Origin of the sequence: Runella sp., from assembly GCF_965279615.1 — a bacterium.
GTDB lineage: Bacteria > Bacteroidota > Bacteroidia > Cytophagales > Spirosomataceae > Runella.
Map to the genome: position 1 here is coordinate 3585869 of NZ_OZ257252.1, position 18263 is coordinate 3604131.

17 protein-coding genes are annotated in these 18263 nt (G+C 42.0%); 7 read left to right on the forward strand and 10 right to left on the reverse strand.

All coding sequences use genetic code 11. The features are described from left to right. The first annotated feature begins 41 nt into the window (after nt 1-41). Both atpG and ACQY73_RS15130 read left to right on the forward strand, forming a co-directional pair. A complete protein-coding gene (gene atpG, locus ACQY73_RS15125) occupies nt 42-932 on the forward strand; it encodes an ATP synthase F1 subunit gamma (protein WP_428667512.1) in 891 nt (296 codons plus the stop codon). Between the two features lie 326 nt (nt 933-1258). Then, nucleotides 1259-1999, forward strand: a complete 741-nt coding sequence (locus ACQY73_RS15130; protein ID WP_428667514.1) for an FkbM family methyltransferase — start codon at nt 1259-1261, stop codon at nt 1997-1999. Between the two features lie 139 nt (nt 2000-2138). Here the strand turns inward: ACQY73_RS15130 and ACQY73_RS15135 are convergent, their stop codons facing one another. The 6 genes from ACQY73_RS15135 to ACQY73_RS15160 all read right to left on the reverse strand — a co-directional run bounded on the left by ACQY73_RS15135 (nt 2139) and on the right by ACQY73_RS15160 (nt 7582). After that, nucleotides 2139-2978 (reverse strand): DUF4249 domain-containing protein, encoded by an 840-nt coding sequence (locus ACQY73_RS15135; protein WP_428667516.1) that lies wholly within the window; start codon nt 2976-2978, stop codon nt 2139-2141. Next, nucleotides 2978-5305, reverse strand: a complete 2328-nt coding sequence (locus ACQY73_RS15140) for a TonB-dependent receptor (protein ID WP_428667518.1) — start codon at nt 5303-5305, stop codon at nt 2978-2980. Before ACQY73_RS15140 ends, ACQY73_RS15135 begins: the two co-directional genes overlap by 1 nt. Before the next feature lie 21 nt (nt 5306-5326). Further along, on the reverse strand, nt 5327-5821 hold the full coding sequence (locus ACQY73_RS15145; RefSeq protein ID WP_428667520.1) for a hypothetical protein: 495 nt from the start codon (nt 5819-5821) through the stop codon (nt 5327-5329). A gap of 61 nt (nt 5822-5882) precedes the next feature. Next, complete coding sequence (locus tag ACQY73_RS15150; protein ID WP_428667522.1) at nt 5883-6695, reverse strand: hypothetical protein; 813 nt, start codon at nt 6693-6695, stop codon at nt 5883-5885. Between the two features lie 174 nt (nt 6696-6869). Beyond that, the gene (locus tag ACQY73_RS15155; RefSeq protein WP_428667524.1) at nt 6870-7112 is read right to left on the reverse strand and encodes a response regulator transcription factor; all 243 of its coding nucleotides are present in this window, start codon (nt 7110-7112) and stop codon (nt 6870-6872) included. Between the two features lie 191 nt (nt 7113-7303). Next, on the reverse strand, nt 7304-7582 hold the full coding sequence (locus ACQY73_RS15160) for a helix-turn-helix transcriptional regulator (RefSeq protein WP_428667526.1): 279 nt from the start codon (nt 7580-7582) through the stop codon (nt 7304-7306). A gap of 469 nt (nt 7583-8051) precedes the next feature. On the opposite strand from ACQY73_RS15160, the gene ACQY73_RS15165 reads away from it, so the two are divergent. Both ACQY73_RS15165 and ACQY73_RS15170 read left to right on the forward strand, forming a co-directional pair. Further along, nucleotides 8052-8387, forward strand: a complete 336-nt coding sequence (locus ACQY73_RS15165; RefSeq protein WP_428667528.1) for a LytR/AlgR family response regulator transcription factor — start codon at nt 8052-8054, stop codon at nt 8385-8387. Nucleotides 8388-8483: 96 nt separating this feature from the next. Next, nucleotides 8484-9128, forward strand: a complete 645-nt coding sequence (locus ACQY73_RS15170) for a response regulator transcription factor (RefSeq protein WP_428667530.1) — start codon at nt 8484-8486, stop codon at nt 9126-9128. A 3-nt stretch (nt 9129-9131) separates the two neighbouring features. On the opposite strand, the gene ACQY73_RS15175 is transcribed toward ACQY73_RS15170, so the two are convergent. Together ACQY73_RS15175 and ACQY73_RS15180 are read right to left on the reverse strand one after the other, a co-directional pair. Further along, nucleotides 9132-10148 (reverse strand): hypothetical protein, encoded by a 1017-nt coding sequence (locus ACQY73_RS15175; RefSeq protein ID WP_428667532.1) that lies wholly within the window; start codon nt 10146-10148, stop codon nt 9132-9134. Nucleotides 10149-10160: 12 nt separating this feature from the next. Next, nucleotides 10161-13070, reverse strand: a complete 2910-nt coding sequence (locus tag ACQY73_RS15180) for an FAD-binding and (Fe-S)-binding domain-containing protein (RefSeq protein WP_428667534.1) — start codon at nt 13068-13070, stop codon at nt 10161-10163. A gap of 134 nt (nt 13071-13204) precedes the next feature. Between ACQY73_RS15180 and prmA the strand changes: the two genes are divergently transcribed. The 3 genes from prmA (at nt 13205) to ACQY73_RS15195 (ending at nt 15672) form a co-directional block, all read left to right on the forward strand. Continuing rightward, the gene (gene prmA / locus ACQY73_RS15185; protein ID WP_428667536.1) at nt 13205-14038 is read left to right on the forward strand and encodes a 50S ribosomal protein L11 methyltransferase; all 834 of its coding nucleotides are present in this window, start codon (nt 13205-13207) and stop codon (nt 14036-14038) included. Next, nucleotides 14035-14847, forward strand: a complete 813-nt coding sequence (locus ACQY73_RS15190) for an SDR family oxidoreductase (RefSeq protein ID WP_428667538.1) — start codon at nt 14035-14037, stop codon at nt 14845-14847. Before prmA ends, ACQY73_RS15190 begins: the two co-directional genes overlap by 4 nt. 312 nt (nt 14848-15159) lie before the next feature. Further along, on the forward strand, nt 15160-15672 hold the full coding sequence (locus ACQY73_RS15195) for an RNA polymerase sigma factor (protein ID WP_428667540.1): 513 nt from the start codon (nt 15160-15162) through the stop codon (nt 15670-15672). A gap of 116 nt (nt 15673-15788) precedes the next feature. On the opposite strand, the gene murB is transcribed toward ACQY73_RS15195, so the two are convergent. Both murB and ACQY73_RS15205 read right to left on the reverse strand, forming a co-directional pair. After that, entirely contained in the window at nt 15789-16808 is a 1020-nt protein-coding gene (murB, locus tag ACQY73_RS15200; protein WP_428667542.1) for a UDP-N-acetylmuramate dehydrogenase, read from the reverse strand. A gap of 45 nt (nt 16809-16853) precedes the next feature. Then, a complete protein-coding gene (locus tag ACQY73_RS15205) occupies nt 16854-18050 on the reverse strand; it encodes an RsmB/NOP family class I SAM-dependent RNA methyltransferase (protein ID WP_428667544.1) in 1197 nt (398 codons plus the stop codon). Nucleotides 18051-18263: the final 213 nt, after the last annotated feature.

Here is an 18263-nt window from a genome sequence, read left to right on the forward strand (position 1 = left end):
GCGAGAATGATTGGTAACAGATAACAGATAACTGTAAAAAAATGGCTTCATTAAAAGAAGTTCGCAATAGAATCACGTCGGTTAACTCGACGCAACAAATCACGAAGGCCATGAAAATGGTGTCTGCCGCCAAACTTCGCCGAGCGCAGGATGCCATTATTCAAATGCGTCCTTACGCTAAGAAGTTGAGCGAAATGCTCGCTACCGTCTCTGCAGGTACCGAAACTGCGGCAGAAAGCCCTTACAAGCAAGTACGCCCGGTTGAAAAAGTATTGATCGTCACTGTTACTTCCGACCGTGGACTTTGCGGTGCTTTCAATACCAATATCGTTAAGGCAGCAATGGCGCTCATTCAGGAAAAATATTCTGCACAAGCCGCCAAAGGCAATGTAGAAATTTTTGCGTTAGGCAAAAAAGGAGGCGAAGCCTGCCAACGCAGAGGGTTAAAGGTAAATACGTCTTTTATGGATGTGTACACCCGCTTGAAATTCGGTGTGGTGAAAGAAGCTGCCGAAAGCATCATGGCCGATTTTGAATCCGGTAAGTATGATGCCGTTGAAGTTATTTTCAACGAATTCAAAAATGTAGCAACCCAAATCATCCGTGTCGATCAGCTTTTGCCTATCCCTGAAGCAAAGGATGATCTGAAAAAAGCCACAACGTCCAACGTCAACTATATTTTTGAGCCTTCGGAAGCGGAGATCGTTACCGATTTGATTCCCAAAACGCTCAAAATTCAATTGTACCGCGCGGTACTCGAATCCAACGCCTCCGAGCACGGGGCACGGATGACTGCAATGGACAAAGCAACGGACAATGCTCAGGAATTGATCAAAGCGCTGCGTCTGGAATATAACCGCTCCCGCCAAGCCGCCATCACCAAGGAAATCCTTGAGATCGTAGGTGGTGCCGAAGCGCTTTCACAAGGCTAATCATAGAGTGAAATAGTTTTTTACACAACAGCCCGCTTCAATGAAGCGGGCTGTTGTGTAAGATTGCCGGCCCAAGCGAGCCAATCGGTCGTTTATCATATATCTTGTCTTTTTTCGACAAACGATTTGCTATCCACACCTTCCAAAGCGATCAGATCAATTAGCACGATTTGATCAATAGCTGAGTTTTCCTGAAAATTATTTAAATTTTTCCAGTTTACCTAAACGCTAAAACACTAATGTTCAGTTACTTCAGAGATTCATTTCGTCGAAAAATAGCCCGACGGTTTACCAAAGAGTATCCTTCGCTCATTAACCATTATCAATTGGAAAAAGACGGTCAAATTGATTTTGCCGAGTGGGACAATCCCCTGACCACTCGATTGGGTTTAAAGCAGGAAATGGTAGACTTCTTTCGAAAATCTATCAAAGAAGGAGACTTTGTTATTGACATCGGCGCCAATATTGGAGACACAACCGTGCCGATGGGCTTAGCAGCAGGAAAATCAGGCTTAGCATTAGGGTTTGATCCTAATCCTTATGTTTTTAAGATATTGAGTGAAAACGCTACACTTAACAAAGAGAAATTAAACATTCATCCCTTGCCTTTTGCCATTTCTGTTCAGGAAGAAGAGTTCTACTTTATTTCGTCTGAAGCGTCCTTCGTTAATGGCGGAATTTCGTCAACCAAAGAAAGTCGCCACGGGAAATTTGTTTATCCTGAAAAAATTAAAGGAATTCCGTTGATGTCTTTTTTAGAAAAGAATTATAGCGAATGGCTACCCAAGCTCTCTTTTATAAAAGTCGATACCGAAGGGTATGATAAAGAAATTTTAAAATCTATTTCAGATCTGATCGGTAAATATAAGCCAACCATCGTTGCGGAAAGCTTTGAGAATAATACAGATGCAGAAAAAATGGAATTGTTTGAGGTTATTTCCAAGCATGGTTATAACATCTTCTACTTTGAAGAATTTGATACAACAGCTCAGATAATTCCTATCAAAACAAAAGAAGAAATTACTAAATGGCGTAAAAATATTAACATCTATGCTGTTGCAAAATAGAATAATCCAACAATGAAATGGGGTACAGTAGAAGTCTATCGTACCCCGTTTCATTGTTGCATGATCCTGTTCACCAGACTAACGGTCAAGTATTTTCTCTTTGATAACAGCTCATTATCAAATACTCAAATCAATAAATTTATTTAATTATGATAACGTTAATGGATTGATTATAGGAACCAAATATCCCAACCCCACCCTGTACATTAGAATATACCGGCTGCGGTTCACGAAGATTTGGAATAAGACCGCTTGTATTGGCACTCCAGTTATAGGCTTCTACTTTCGTTTTCATATAGTTGAAAGCATTTTTATCCAATGAATAAAGGGTTATTTTAAGTGATATAGTCTCTGCCAGAAACGCATTATATACTTTATTTTCTAAGAGCTTATTGGGTCGATCTGCACTCTCATAAAGATTATTACCGGTTACAACACCTAAGTACGGTCCGGTTGTAGCGCCTAATTTAGGGTTAAAAATAACGTTCTTTAATTCAAATGAAAACGTAAAAAAAGAGGTTTTCTCAGGCCAAACCGGACTGAAAACAAAGTCATTCCCTTCCTTAACACTTTCAAATAATAAGGTATCAGGATTGGAAGGAACAGTGCATGCAGCTTTTAAAACAAGTCCTGATTTTGTAGTAACCTGAAGAGTATAGTGTTTAGAAGGTGTCACTTTCAATATTTGATTACTTATTTCATAACTATTGGTTTTTGATTCAAACCCTAAAGTATGAATTTTCCCTTCTTCTTCAATTGTTACTTTGGCATCGCTTATGACTGCTGTTTCTGAGCGAGAAATATCTCCCAATGCTTTGCCTTGATAAACATACACCCGCACTATCGAATCCTGTGGAGATATAAATGAACTGAGCGCTACCAGATTTTCAGGTGAAATTCGTTCTATTTCCACCCCACTATTACAAGATGTAACCCAAAAACCTGCCATTAAAATAACCGCGCAAAGAGAGTATTTCATCAGAATTTGAAGTTATAATTAACTGATGGAATCACCGGGAACAGGCCCCTTTTGGCAAGCGTAGTTCGTTGTCCTTGTGATGTATTTTCAGTTTTTAAATAATAATAAAGCGGATTTTGTCGGCTGTAAGCGTTGTAAAGTCCCACTTCCCACGTTCGTTCACCCCAGCGTTTTTTCTTATGAAACTGCACAGCTACATCCAATCGGTGATAAGCCTCCGCTCTGAAACTGTTACGGCTGCCCAGATAATCAAACCGCTCGGGAAATGTCCTGCCTAAACCCACTTGTGTAAAATAAAAACCCTGAGGTACCGTAAGAGCATTTCCCGTAGCATAGACCCAATTAGCTGAGAGGGTAATTTTAGGAGATAATTTATATGAAGCAACTACTGACAAATCATGACGACGATCATAACGCGGATAGAATGGTTTACTATTATTAAGAGAATCGAATTGGTGGACAGTCCACGAAAGTGTGTAGCCTATCCAGCCTGTCAGTCGGCCTTTGTTTTTTTGAAGCAATACCTCTGTTCCATACGACCGACCATTTCCGGTAGTTACGTTGTTTTCCCATTGTAACGGTTGGGCTCCCTCATCAAATGACAAAAAGACAGCTCCTTCTTTATACGCTACAATTCCGCGCATCCATTTGCGATAACTTTCAATGGTCAAATTTAACCCTGCTTTTGGAAACATTTTAGTTATCCCTATTGCAATTTGGTCAGCCTGTTGCGGAGGCACTCGTTCAGTGGCCGGCACCCATAAGTCGGTCGAAAGTCCTGTACCTGTATTGGTCAATAAATGAACAAATTGGTTGTTGCGGGCATATGATGCTTTTATAGTCCAACTTTGAGGCAGTGAATAACCCAGTGTCAGACGGGGTTCTGCAAATAAGTAAGTACGACTCGAAGTATTCAAACCATTAAGGCGAAGCCCGACATTCATAGAGAATTTTGGGCCGGTGTATGTATCCTCAATATATCCGGCAAATTCCTGATTTTGAAATAATTGATTTTCAGATTCACCGGTACTGTTTGCTCGATTTTCTTTTATGTAGGCTCGTGGCTTAAATCGGTGATTGGTTATTAGCGCCCCTAGTTTTACCTGATGGGAATTGGTAGGAAAATAGTCAAAATCAGTTTTTAGAGTGTAGTCTCGAATAGACGAAGTAAACTCGGTAAAAGTACTTCTTACAGCACTACCGTCAGTGGGTCTGCGTTCAAAATCATCAAATAATCGAAAACGAAAATCAGTTATCGCCAGAGTGGTATTCAAAAAGAGCTTTTGATTAAACAGGTGATTCCAACGCAACGTACCCGTAGCATTACCCCAGCCTAATCCTGAATCAGTTTTGATAATAGAAGTAGAACGCTCTACATATTCGCGATTCACTAAGGCATCATTGCCAAAATAACCGCTTACGTAAACCTTATCCTTGGAACCTAAATCAACATTGAATTTGGCATTTAAATCATAAAAATGATAGCCTATCTTCAGTTCTTTTGACATAAGAGGCATGGTAAGCAAATCAAGATAGGTGCGCCTTACCGAAATCAGAAACGAAGATTTTTCCTTTTGTAACGGACCATCAAGCGTTAATCGGCTGGAAAGTAACCCTATTCCGCCCTCACCCCGCAACCGATCTTTGCCCCCCTCCTTCATCTGTAGATCAATCACCGATGACAGCCGCCCGCCATATCGAGCGGGAAAGCCTCCTTTCCAAAAATCAACGTTTTTGATAGCATCTCCATTGAATACGGAGAAAAATCCGAACAAATGATTAGCATTATATACCTGTGCTTCGTCCAACAGAATCAGGTTTTGATCAGGACCACCACCACGTACGTACAAAGCTGTACTGCCTTCTGTACCTTTTTGGACTCCCGGCAAGAGTTGAAGAGCTTTTATAACATCTTTTTCGCCCAGCAACGCAGGGATTTGTTTGATTTGCGATACCGGCAATCGCATCACACTCATCTGCGCTGTTTGATTGAATTCCTGCTGTTCACTTATTGTTACTTCTTGTAACTCTTGTGCCTTGGGGGAAAGGAATATGTCTTGTCGGATAGATTGGGTGAGATTAACCTCTTTTTCTTCCGAAGTGTAGCCTAAAGTTGTAAAGCGAATAGTAACAGCCCTATTAGCGGGAAGGCTAAGCGAATAAAATCCGTAAGCGTTAGTATATGTGCCATTAGTACCGCCCACAACAGCAACAGTAGCTCCGATAAGATTTTCCTGGCTACCTTTTTCCCGGACGTAGCCACTAATGCTAACGGTTTGAGCCTGCAATACAGTGCTCAAAAAAATCAATATCCAACAATACTTCATAGCTGAAATTAAGCACTCTTCTTACTTACGGGTCGCCGTAAATGAGACCAAAACTCCCGTATAAGGATTATTTTTGAGTTGTTTGGCAATAAGTATATTATCATTGACTACAAATTCCCAATTACCACTTAAAAGTTGTGTAACCCTAGCTTCTTCTTCCGTCATTTTTACAATTCCAGAGCCGTCTTTACTGAGAGCACGTACACTAACAATAAAGTTCATATCAAATCTGTAGCTGATTTTATATATTCCTTTATTTATTTCAATATCACCATCACAATAGGTGTTTTCATGTTTAACATTTTTTGCGCGACAGTTTTTAAACAATAGCTCTCCCGACTTTAGCAAATTTTTCCAATCATTGGCATTTTGCCCTTCTACAGTTAAGGCGTTTATTTTCCATTGGCCTTCAATCTTATCTAACTCTGTTTGAATAACCTTTTCCTGCTTACTTAAACATGACGAAAAGCAAATAAGAAGTCCTGTTATCCACAATGCAATATGTAATATTTTCATTTTAAATTAGATTAATATCACCCCCTAACAAACTGTTAAGGGGTGATAAATTGAATAATTACTACGGATTTACCCATTGATAGGTATAATTACCATCATGTTGGATGTTAAATCGCACTCTATATGGCCCATCAACATTGTGTGTACGTGTACCATTATGATTAGGATGCTCGCAAGGCAACCAATTGTATATACCGTAATCCGCTCCAACCCAATAGTTATCCCAAGGTTTACCATCCAGCGAATACCAAGATGAAGCCCAGTTATTCTTATAATCTATTCCATAAAGAACATGGGATTCTGCACAACCGACTTTACCAAAAACGGTAATAATTAATTCTTCCGGCCAATTATCAGGGGTCGTATGAGTTTCACTGTAAGCATAATTGTATAAAGTTTTAGCGTTTTTAATGCTTCCTATTGTAACCTTAACCGCATAACCAATAACATCCTTTTCAAGTTGTTTAGATATAACTTCGGTAACAATTCTCTCTCTCTCCACATTTAAGAATTCCTTATTTTTCTTTTCATCTAAAGGGTTGGTGATTTGAGAGATTGTACTTTCTGCTTTAGAAGCCTTAAACCTTGGTATAATTTCATAATGATGAGTTGCTAAGTATGCACTAAGTGCATCTTCTTTTAATGTTGCAAATCGCATTACTACCTTGTTTTTGCCACTTTCATCAGTAATTGTTACATCTTTTTTAAAAAACTTCACTCCTTCTTCCTTCTCCATTTGGTCAATGACACTTAGAGGCTCTTCACCTCTTTTTGCGGTGGTCGGCGAAACTTCCGTTTCTTTTGGCTGATTACAACTAATCATCAGAGCAGTCAAAAGGATTGCCCCCATCGTTGATAAAACGATTTTTTTCATAAATTTGTACTGGTTTAAATGGTTAAATAATTGTTTGAACTGCCTGAAAAAGTCACCGCAGCCGTCCAAAGTCGTGGTGGCTTTTTCTTTTTGAACTCACTATTGCGCAATAGTCAGGGGCAAATCTCTACAAAAGATTTTTACCGCGCCTCAACCCTAGGGTGGATTTTTACCTTATTGTAGAAGTTTGATAATTTCTAACAAAAATTTCCGAAATCCTTCTTTTCCTTCCACACCCAATTTTGAAATGAGATTATTTTTGTGGGTTTTGACGGTCGCGATGCTCACTTCTAATAATGCCGCAATTTCAGCATTGGTTTGTCCTTTGATAGCCCAATAGAGTATTTTCAGTTCCTGAGAAGTGAGCGAGATAGATTTCCGAAGCAGGAAGGCTTCTAATTGTTTCAATGAGTGCATGAGGTTTAGATGTGGTTGTTTTCGTTATTGGTCTTCAATAAAATTGTTTATATAGTCCCATATTTAGCAAAATACTTCCACAGGGAAGCCTGAGCAAGTACGTTGCTAAATTGAATCTATCTAAACGTAAGCAAGCGTAAAGGCACTTAAAGGCACTTGTACGGGCTTGCCTGTAGAAATCACAAACGCTTTCACGTTAACCATATATTTTGAGCTGTCTCCAGCAAGAACTTCTGAAAGCCGGCTTTTCCTGCTACTCCAAGCTTTGCGATAAGGTTGTTTTTGTGCGTCTTAACGGTGCAAGTGGCTGTACCTAATTGAGCAGCAATTTCAGGGTTGTTTTTTCCTTCTGTAGCCCAATACAGAACCTTCAACTCCTGACGGGAGAGAAAAATGGATTGGCGGAGCAAGTAAGACTCCAGATGATTTAACGGTTTGAAAGGGTCGCTGTTTAAGTAGTTGGCTGCCATAGTTTATAACAGGAGAAATTGCACATGAAAACACTTTTTAAGGTGTTCATCAGCAACCACCTACCAAGATAGATAGATAGATAGATAGATAGATAGATAATCTCTGATGAACAGCTTTTCGGTCAAGGCTGTCACTCATTTATTCATCAGAAAGTAGGGTAGAAGAAGTATACGCCAAAACGTATAGTGCGCCAAAGATAAAAGAGTCTTTTCTAGAAAAACAACCGCTCTATTAAATAGTTATCAAACGGTTCGGAGTCGATAAATCTCTCAAATTGTACTACTCCAAAATACATTTCGAAGGCGACTTGTCGAAAATGGGCATAATATCCCAAAAATTCAACAAAAAAATGCCGATTTAGGATAAAAATACCGGAATTCCAGTATTGTGTGTTGTCAAAGGTTGTGTGAACTTTGGGTATTCAAACCTTTACTTTATCTACGTATTCACCTATTACTATCCTATGTTATGAATCCGCACTTACTCATTCCCACAGATTTGGCCCGTCTGCATCGTTTTTCATTCAATCTCGAAAGCGTAACAAGATTGGAAGGTGTTCGTAATTATACCCGTTTTATCAAAGTGGCCGGCCAGCCCATTATGACCTGCCGCCCCCTTGGTACCTATCTTGATCGCCTTCCGGAGCAGTTTATACGAGTACATAAAAGCCATGTTGTCAACTGCCAATACATTTTGTCGGTAGATAGTGACAATCATTGTATCCTGATGACGGATGGAACCTCCATTCCCATTGCCCGAAGAAAAAGAACATCGATCCTCAAATTATTAACTAATCCTTTTTAGTAAAAGAAGTTATTTATCTACACCATTATCTATTTTTGAGCATTATACCATTCTCTATCAAAAAAGAATCTTTTTTCCGGGAAAAAGTACCCACATATGCGTGTTTTACTGGCAGATGATCACCTGATTTTACTGGAAAGCTTGGCCATTCTCTTAGAAAAAAAAGAAGATATTCAGGTTGTTGCCAAAGCAACGAACGGACTGGAAGTGCTCCAACTAGTTGAAGAAACCCCGATTGACATCGTTGTTTCTGACCTTAATATGCCTTATTTAGGAGGTATTGAAATTACCATTCGCTTAAAAGAGCGATTTCCTCACATTAAAGTGGTATTGCTTACTATGATAGAGGAAGCCTCCCAGATTCGCGAAGCAATTCAGGCAGGTGCTTGGGGCTATGTTCTCAAAAGTGCCACTCCGGATGAGCTGAGAAAAGCCCTGACAGAAATCAATGAAGGCAGGCGTTATTTTAGCCGCGACATAGAAAAACAATTAGCTTCCATTCCCAATCCGCAGGTGCCCGGTGGCTACGAAATAGTAGATGGCGTTCCTCAGCTGACCAAACGGGAAATCGAAATTATCCGATTCATCGTGCAGGATCTGTCCAGCGAAGCTATCGCCAAACAGTTGAATATCAGTACTCATACTATCGAAACCCATCGTCGCAATATCTTCAAGAAATTGGGATTGAATACGGTAGTGGGGCTGGTGCGCTTTGCCATCAAAAACAAACTGATCGACTGACTTTTACTTTTGAGGCGGAGGCATTCTCTTTACCCGCTTTGAGGTGTCAAGAATGTCTTGCGCAAGTACATTGGTATAGGAAGACCGAGGGAAATCTTCTTTAAAGCGCTCAAATAATTTGGTGGGAACGGTTATTTCTTTTTCTGTAGAAAACGAAATAAAGGAGACCGATCTTCGTACGGTATGAGCAAGCATCAACTCACGGGTTTTGGGCAATTTTCGAAGTCCCTCATAAATGGCATTATAGCGCCCTTCCCAGACAGTGCTGTCTATTTGGAAAACGGCATTTCTGTTCATAAATGGAGTTGGAAGGTAGCCAAGCCAATGAGAATAAAGGGCGTTGATATAAATATCCGAAATGAGGGCTTCATCTCCGAGTAAGTTTAATGAGATCGTTTCATTCTTTGACTGTTCTCCCTGGCTGCGTATATAGGTTTGCTTACGTAAAAACTTTTGTCCTTCCAACGATGCCTTTACATAGTAATTAATAGCAACATTAGCGGTATCGCATTCCCGTTGATAACGCTCCCAAGATAACGCGCTGAGGTCATTGACCACAAACGAATAATCCTCCAAAGACATGTGTTGAAACAACGGCTTCTGACAAAGTGAGTCTTTTCCTAGCAACATACTTTCGTACAAAAAACGATGTAGAGGCGCCGTTGGTCCTTTTATGACCGGCGAATGCGAGCGATTTGGATTGACAAAATAAAGGGTATCGTTGGGTTTAAGAAAAAAATCCAATTGATAACCCAAACATTCAACCGTTACTTTTTGGGGGGATTCAAGCCATAGGTCTTTTTTAAAACTCCCGCATTGATCGGTTTGTTCTCTTGTAGTTGTCTCTTCCGGAGTGTAATTGTAGTTGCTGAGTACGGCCGGTTTAGTCACAAAGACCCGATATTGCGAAGACGGAAACCCTTCGAAATGCCCCTGAATATGCACATTCGGCGTAACCGATCCGCTCGACTGGGCAAAACTCCGCAAACAACAAAAAAGCAAGAGAAGTAAGTACCGCATAAGATTGGCTGTTTAACTGCGTAAGGCTTCCCACAAAATCTCGATCGGGTGCTTGGCTTTGCGCCCCGTTCCATCTTTGATCTGATGGCGGCAACTCGTGCCCGGCGCAGCAATGAGCACCTCTGCGGGCTGTTGGCGTACTGTAGGGAAAAGCACCAATTCACCCACTTGCATTGATAATTCATAATGTTCCTGCTCATAACCGAAGGAACCCGCCATACCGCAACAACCCGATGGAATCAACTGAACAGTGTAGTTTTCGGGCAAAGACAGCATCTTTTTGGACGGTGTCAACGACGATAAGGCTTTCTGATGACAATGCCCGTGCAATTTAATGGTTTTTTGTTCATTCGTAAACTGCTGACGATGAATTCGTTTCGCATCCATTTCACGGGCAATGAACTCTTCAAACTGTAGTGCATTTTGCGCCAATTTTTGGGCTGCTTCCTGAAGTTCTTTAGGCACTAAATCAAGGTATTCATCCCGGAAAGTCAAAATAGCGGAAGGTTCAATCCCGATCAAAGGGGTTTCTGCCGAAATCAGATCTTTCAGCATTTCCACATTTTGAATCGCAATTTTCTTTGCTTCTTTCACCAAGCCTTTGGAAAGATAGGTTCGGCCGCTTTCAACGTGTTTGGGGATGATTACTTCATAACCCAGTTTTTCCAGCAATTGAATCGCTTTTTGTCCAACTTCAACATCGTTGTAATTCGTAAATTCATCACAAAATAAATAGACCCGCCGCTGCTGCGTCTCTACAGTGCGGTTCTTAAACCATTGCTTCAATGTCGTTTTATGGAGCATCGGCATGGTTCGATCAGGGTGAAAGCCAACGACTTTATTAGCCATTCGGCGCAATGTGTCTGTTCCGAAAACAGCATTATACGCCCACGGCGCAATGCTCGCAAGTCGCATTTGCTGAGAAAAATTGGCGATCAGGCGCGACCGAAACGGCACGCCGTTTTTGTCATAATAGCTTTGCAAGAACTCCGCCTTTAACTTTGAAATATCCACGCTCGATGGACATTCTGATTTACAGCCTTTGCAGGATAGACACAAGTCCAGAATCTCCTTCGTTTCCTCTGCGGTGGCACCAATAGACGAAGACTCGGTATAAAAATGCCGTAACATATTGGCGCGTGCGCGGGTAGTATCACGTTCGCGTCGCGTGGCCATGTAGCTGGGACACATGGTTCCGCCTGTGATGTGCGTTTTGCGACAATCACCTGATCCACTGCACTTTTCTGTTAACCGTAAAAGGCTTTCCTGTTTTGAAAAATCAAAGATCGTGTCTATGTGAGAGGCTTTTTGATCGGGCTGATAACGCAGAAATTCATTCATCGGCGGTGTGTCCACGATTTTCCCCCGATTAAATACGCCCTTCGGATCAAACAACTGCTTTACTTCCCGAAACAACCCATACACTTCTTCTCCCATCATAAACGGAATAAACTCACCTCGCAGACGGCCATCGCCGTGTTCTCCGGAAAGTGATCCATTGTATTTTTTGAGCAATACGGCAGTATCCGCCAAAATAGCCCGAAATTTCGTTTTTCCTTCCGACGTTTTTAAATTGACCATTGGCTCAACGTGCAACTCTCCCGCCCCCGCATGGGCATAATACGATGCATGTACCTGATGTTTTTGGAGCACTTCACCCAGGTCTTTAATATACTCCGGCAGATCTTCCACCGCCACGGCACAGTCTTCGATGAGGTTGACCGGTTGCAGATCACCGGGCAAGTTGCGTATCAAGCCAAGTCCTGCTTTACGCACATCCCACGCTTTTTTGGATTCGTCGCCAAACAGCAATGGAAAGGCATACCCCAATCCGTTGATTTTTAATTCACCAACCAATTTTGCCGCAATGGCTTCTACTTCAATGCGCGTTTCGGCCCCAAATTCCACCATGAGTAAGGCCGCCGGATCTCCTTCAATAAAAAAGCGATTGTATTGGTATTCATGGTGACCGATGGTAAAATCCATGATATACTTATCGACCAATTCAGACGCCAACGGAGTATATTTCATGGCAATGCCGTTGGCCAAAAGCGATTCATGGAGCGAAGTACAATGCACGCAAAGCAAGCCCAATTCAGTGGGTGGCAGGGGCAAAAGATTGAGTTTTGCTTCTGTAATAAAGCACAATGTCCCTTCAGATCCTGCAATGAGTTTAGGTAAATCGATGCCGTTTTGCGTTTCGAGCAACGCGTCGAGGGCATACCCTGTATTACGGCGGGTAATTGTTTTTTTTGGAAATTTTTGGCGAATAAGCTCCTGATTGTGAGCATCTGCCAACAGTGAAGTAAGGCTTTGTTCTATCTGCTGTTGAAAAGTATTGTTGCTGTCAGAGGCCAATTTGCCACCGAAAGTCGCTTCGCTTCCATCGCTCAATACTACTTTTGTTGCCAATAAGTGGTCACGGGTAGCGCCCCAACTGATGGAATGAAGGCCGCAGGAATTATTGCCGATCATACCGCCGATCATGGCGCGGTTGGCAGTAGATGTTTCGGGGCCAAACATCAATCCGTAGGGTCGCAAAACAACGTTCAAATCGTCACGAATAACGCCGGGTTGCACCCGCACCCAACGTTCTTCCGGGTTGATCTCCAAAATTTTATCAAAATATTTAGAAATATCCACCACAATTCCATTTCCTACCACCTGACCGGCCAAGGATGTTCCCGCCGCCCGTGGAATGAGTGTGGTACCATTTTCAGCTGCAAACAAAATAAGTTTTTGAATGTCATTGACTGTTCGCGGCAAAGCGACTGCCAGTGGCATTTCCTGATAAACGGAGGCATCTGTTGAATACAACCGCCGAATTGCTTGGTGTTCAGTAGAAGCATCAAAATAGATTTCTCCCTTAAAATCAAGGAGTAATTGATGGAAAGGCAATGCAGTGGAAGCAACGTAAAACATTGGAACGAATGGTTTGTGCAAATGTAATTTAAAATCAGATTGGGCGTACCTTTGTCTCCCTTTTGTAAACAACAAATAGCCTTGTGTGCTGTTTCATAACTACTTATAAATTTACTCATTTAGACTTCTTTGTTATGCCCACGAATTACGCCGAAACACGCTTAACGCTTAATCCTGACTATAATGATATCCTCATCGCTGAGTTGGCCGAGATCGGATATGAGTCATTTGTAGAATCCAATGACGGCCTTTCAGCGTATATACCTGAAACGCTCTTTGACGTAGTACTGTTGCAGCAAGTGATAGATCGCTATCAATCGCTGACACCTATTGCCTTTGTACATGAACAATTGGAGACAAAAAACTGGAACGAAGAATGGGAGCGCAATTATCAACCCATTGAAGTAGCCGGGAAGATTCGTGTTCGTGCTTCTTACCATACACCCGATCCAACGTTTGAATATGATATTGTGATCGACCCTAAAATGTCGTTTGGAACGGGGCACCATGAAACCACTACATTGGTGATGGAACAACAACTTTCACTTGATCATGAGGAAAAATCGTTGTTGGACGTGGGTAGTGGCACGGGAATTTTAGCCATTTTGGCGGAGAAACTCGGAGCAACCCGCCTGACAGCCTTTGACATTGAAGAGTGGGCGTATCTGAATGCGGTTGAGAATGCCGCAATGAATGGTTGCAGCCATATCCACGTTTTTCAGGGAACAATCGCTGATTGTCCGTTGGCTACGTATGATATCGTCTTGGCAAATATCAATCGCAACATTTTGTTACAGGAAATACCAACATACGTTGAGTTTCTTGCAAATGGCGGAACGCTGATGGTCAGCGGTTTTTATGAATTTGATATTGCCGACATTGTCCAAAAAGCCGAAGAGGTTAATCTCCGATTGATAACCCAAAAAACGCTCAATCAATGGGCTGTTCTAAGATTTGAAAAACCATGAAAATAAGCATTTTAGGGTGTGGTTGGTTGGGATTACCGCTGGCCGCGCAACTTGTGGAAGAAGGGCATAAGGTAAAGGGAAGCACCACGAGCGTCGAAAAATTGGCTGCCTTGCGCGCGCTTGAGATCGAGCCTTTGTGGCTGCAACTTACCCCCGAACCCAAAGGCATAGGCTGGGATTATCTGTTGGACTGTGAAGTGCTGATCATTGCCATCCCTCCCCGATTGGAGCGTACAGGCGCAGACTTCCACCCTGCTCAAATGCGGTATTTGTTGGAATTATTGAAAGAAACTCCTGTTCAACAGATCATTTATATCAGTTCAACTTCTGTTTATCCCGAGCTTAACCGCGAAGTAAAAGAAGAAGACGTGATTCAACCAAGTCAATCGGCTTCTCCGGCGTTGGCAGAAGCAGAGCAACTGATTCAAACCCTGCCTCAGCAATCACTCATATTACGATGTGGTGGGTTGATGGGGTATGAGCGAATACCGGGAAAATATGTATCAGGTAAAAAAGACATCACTACCGGCGACGTTCCCGTCAATTATATTCACCGAGACGACGCCATTGGAGTGATAAAAGCTTTTTTACAAAATCCTTCGGTATGGAACGAAACCTATAATGTAACGGCACCACTCCATCCTACTCGACGCGACGTTTATTTGGCGAGTTGTGCCCCTTATGGCTATGAACCCCCAACTTTTTTAACCGTTGCTAAAAATCCTTTTAAAATCATTTCTTCTCAAAAATTACAAGACAAGCTCAACTATCAATTCATCTACCCCAATCCTCTGGATTTTTTATACTAAGCTCAAAATTTTGTTTAGGATAGATTAAACAAAAAGCAAAACAATTGTTTTTGGCATACAATTGTATAGCCTTGTTAGCCATACGTTAAACATTACTGTATTTTTGAATTTTCAAGCCATAAAGTTTCTTTTTTTTATTAAAAACAGCCTTATAGCTTAAATACACCAAACGTATACAGCATATTTTAAGCTTAAAAAACAAACCTCATAACGGTTTTAAATAATTTTTCTCGTTAATAGTTTTGATTTTTGTTTAATATTTACCTAAATTTGGTTCAACAAAATAACAATAAAAAATAAACAAGCCTTACCATGACTGCCATTGAGTTTACTTATCACATCGCTAAGGTCTCAAAGTCGCTCAAGCCTTTTGCCATGCGGTTGACAAAAGACAACGAGGATGCGAATGATTTGCTTCAGGATACGTTATTGAAGGCTTTTACAAATCGTGACAAATATGCTGATGGTACCAACCTAAAGGCTTGGTTGTATACGATCATGAAAAATACCTTCATCACCAACTACCAACGGATGGTGCGTAAGAATACCTTTATTGATACAAGTGATAACTTACATTACATCAATTCTTTTGAAAACAGTACGGAAAATGATGCCTCAGGCAAATTTGTGATGGACGACATCAGCAAAGCCGTTAATTCATTGGAAGAGTCCTATCGTACACCTTTTATGTTGTACTATCGAGGATTTAAGTATCATGAGATCGCCGACCGTTTACGGATTCCCATCGGGACGGTTAAAAATCGGATCCACATTGCACGTAAAGAACTTAAAGACAAATTGTTTGTCTACGCACATGCTTTTTGAGTAAGAGCGAGCTGACACAACATTAGCGATGTCATCAATTCCAACAGGTAAAGTGATGAATGCTGATTTTAAAAGAGGAAGGTTTAAAAAGTTGGTCGGATTCCGAGCAACTTTTTTTATATAAAATTGACTTCGGTATGAAGCCGGATACCGAATTGCTCTTCGACAGACAATTGTATCTTCTCAGCTAATTGCCTGATATCGTTACCTTTACCACCGCCATAGTTTACCAATACCAACGCCTGACGGGCATGTACTCCAATACTTCCAAAGCGTTTGCCTTTCCAGCCGCATTGCTCGATCAACCAACCTGCCGGTACTTTCACGGTTTCATCATTAATGATATATCCCGGTATTTCGGGGAAAGTCGCTTTCAACGTTTGATACTGAGCCGCCGGGATTTCAGGGTTTTTGAAGAAACTTCCCGCATTTCCGATCTCGGCGGGATCAGGAAGTTTACTGCGCCTTATTTTGATGACCGCATCGCTGACCGCTTTGATGGTCAACTCTTTGATGCCCATTTGGTCGAGTGTTTTTTGAATATCGCCGTAAGCAACGTGGAATGTCGGCGTTTTTTGCAGCCTGAACTGAACATGACTGATGATGTATTCTCCTCTTACCTCGTTTTTGAAGATACTGTCGCGGTAGCCAAATCGGCACTCTTCTTTGGTAAATATCCGCTTTTGACCGGTCAGAATATGAACTGCTTCGAGCCGTTCAAAGGTATCTTTGATCTCAACACCGTAAGCACCGATATTCTGCATGGGAGCTGCACCGACCGTACCCGGAATAAGTGATAGATTTTCAAGACCGCTCAGTCCCTTTTCCACACAATACATCACAAATTCGTGCCAATTTTCGCCGGCACCGGCTCGTATCCATACATTATCCTGATCTTCTTTGACCGTCTGAATTCCCTTTATATTGATTTTGACAACCAACCCGTTGAAGTCCTGCGTGAGGAGAAGATTACTGCCGCCACCCAAGATAAGTTTGGGAAAGGTCTGAACATCCGGGAGTTGCAGCAGCGTTTGAATATCTTCGTCATTATCCACTTCTACAAGATAACGCGCCGTGGCATCTATGCCGAAGGTATTGTATGATTTAAGAGAAACGTTGCTTTGAATGGTAAGCATTTCGTCATATAGATTCTGGTGTAAAGAACGTAAAAAATGGTTGGTTTACAAAGATTTCATCAAACCGGCCATATAAAATCCGTCAAAACCATCGCGAGCGGGAGAGGTTCGCGCTTCCTGCAAAAGCTGCCATTTTGCGCCCTGCTCCTGCATAAACCGCTTTACCTGCCACTCGCTTTCTGACGGCAGAATGCTGCATGTGGCATACACTAATTTTCCTCCCGGCTTCACCATTTGTGAATAATTGGTCAGAATTTCATACTGTGTTTGGCGAATCTGCGTCAAAAAATCAGGTTTCATTTTCCATTTGGAATCGGGATTTCGACGTAAAACCCCCAAACCTGAACAAGGCACATCCAATAAAACCCGGTCGGCGGTATCGCGAAGGCGCTTGATGGTTTTGGCTTCAATGACGCGCGTCTCTACATTGCTTACTCCATTTCGCCGCGCCCTTCGACGAAGTTCTTCCAGTTTCCAACCTTCGATATCCATCGCGATCAGTCGCCCTTGGTTTTGCATAAGTGCCGCTAAATGCAGGGTTTTGCCGCCCGCTCCCGCACATGCATCAATGACCCTCATGCCCGGCTGTACATCCAACATGGGTGCTATGCGCTGCGAGCCTGCGTCCTGCACTTCAAAGAGGCCATTTTGAAAATATTCTGTTTGGAAAACGTTCTTTTTCTCCCGCAGTTTCAAAGCATCCGGAAGATCAGGTAGGTTTTCAGTAAAGATATCTTTGCTTGCCAGCGCCTGTTTCAACTCTGCTGCCGTCGTTTTGAGCGTATTGGCTCTCAAAACCACCGGCGCGGTTTGATTAAGCGCATGAAGTTCAGCGTCCCATGCTGTTCCCAATTCGGAAGCGCCTATTTCGTCCAACCAATCAGGAATTGATTCACGGACTTTGCGGTTTTTCTTTGCTTCTTCGTACGCCTGTCGTATGGCATTTGGTTTTATATGAGAAAACTCTGTCCACGGCGGAAGCTCATTCCCTTTAAGCAACTGCCATGCCGCAAAGAAATCCAGATAAGAAGGTTTGCCCATCGACTGGGTTACAAAATCCAACAATCGCCACCAACGAACAATTTCATAGGTATTTTCGGCAATAAAGCCTCGGTCGCGCGCGCCCCATTTACGATTGGACTTGAGAACCTGTTCAATTACTTTGTCGGCCTGACGCCCTTTTTCGAAGATTTCGGTCAGCGAAAAAACAATCGCTTCCACTAAAACGCGGTGGTATTTCATTGGATTTGAATCAAAAAATGCATACTGCTGTCGACACAGTCTTTATGCAACATAAATTGGAAGGATGTCAGTTCCTTTGCTTCAAACGAGAGGAGGAACTATTTATGTTATGCTTCTCCGAAGCTCCGGGCAGGCTTCTCTTTCAATCTACAAAGGTTTTGCCTCTCCGAGGCTTTTGGGTTTCCGTAAAACAAGCCTTAAAGAGATACAATC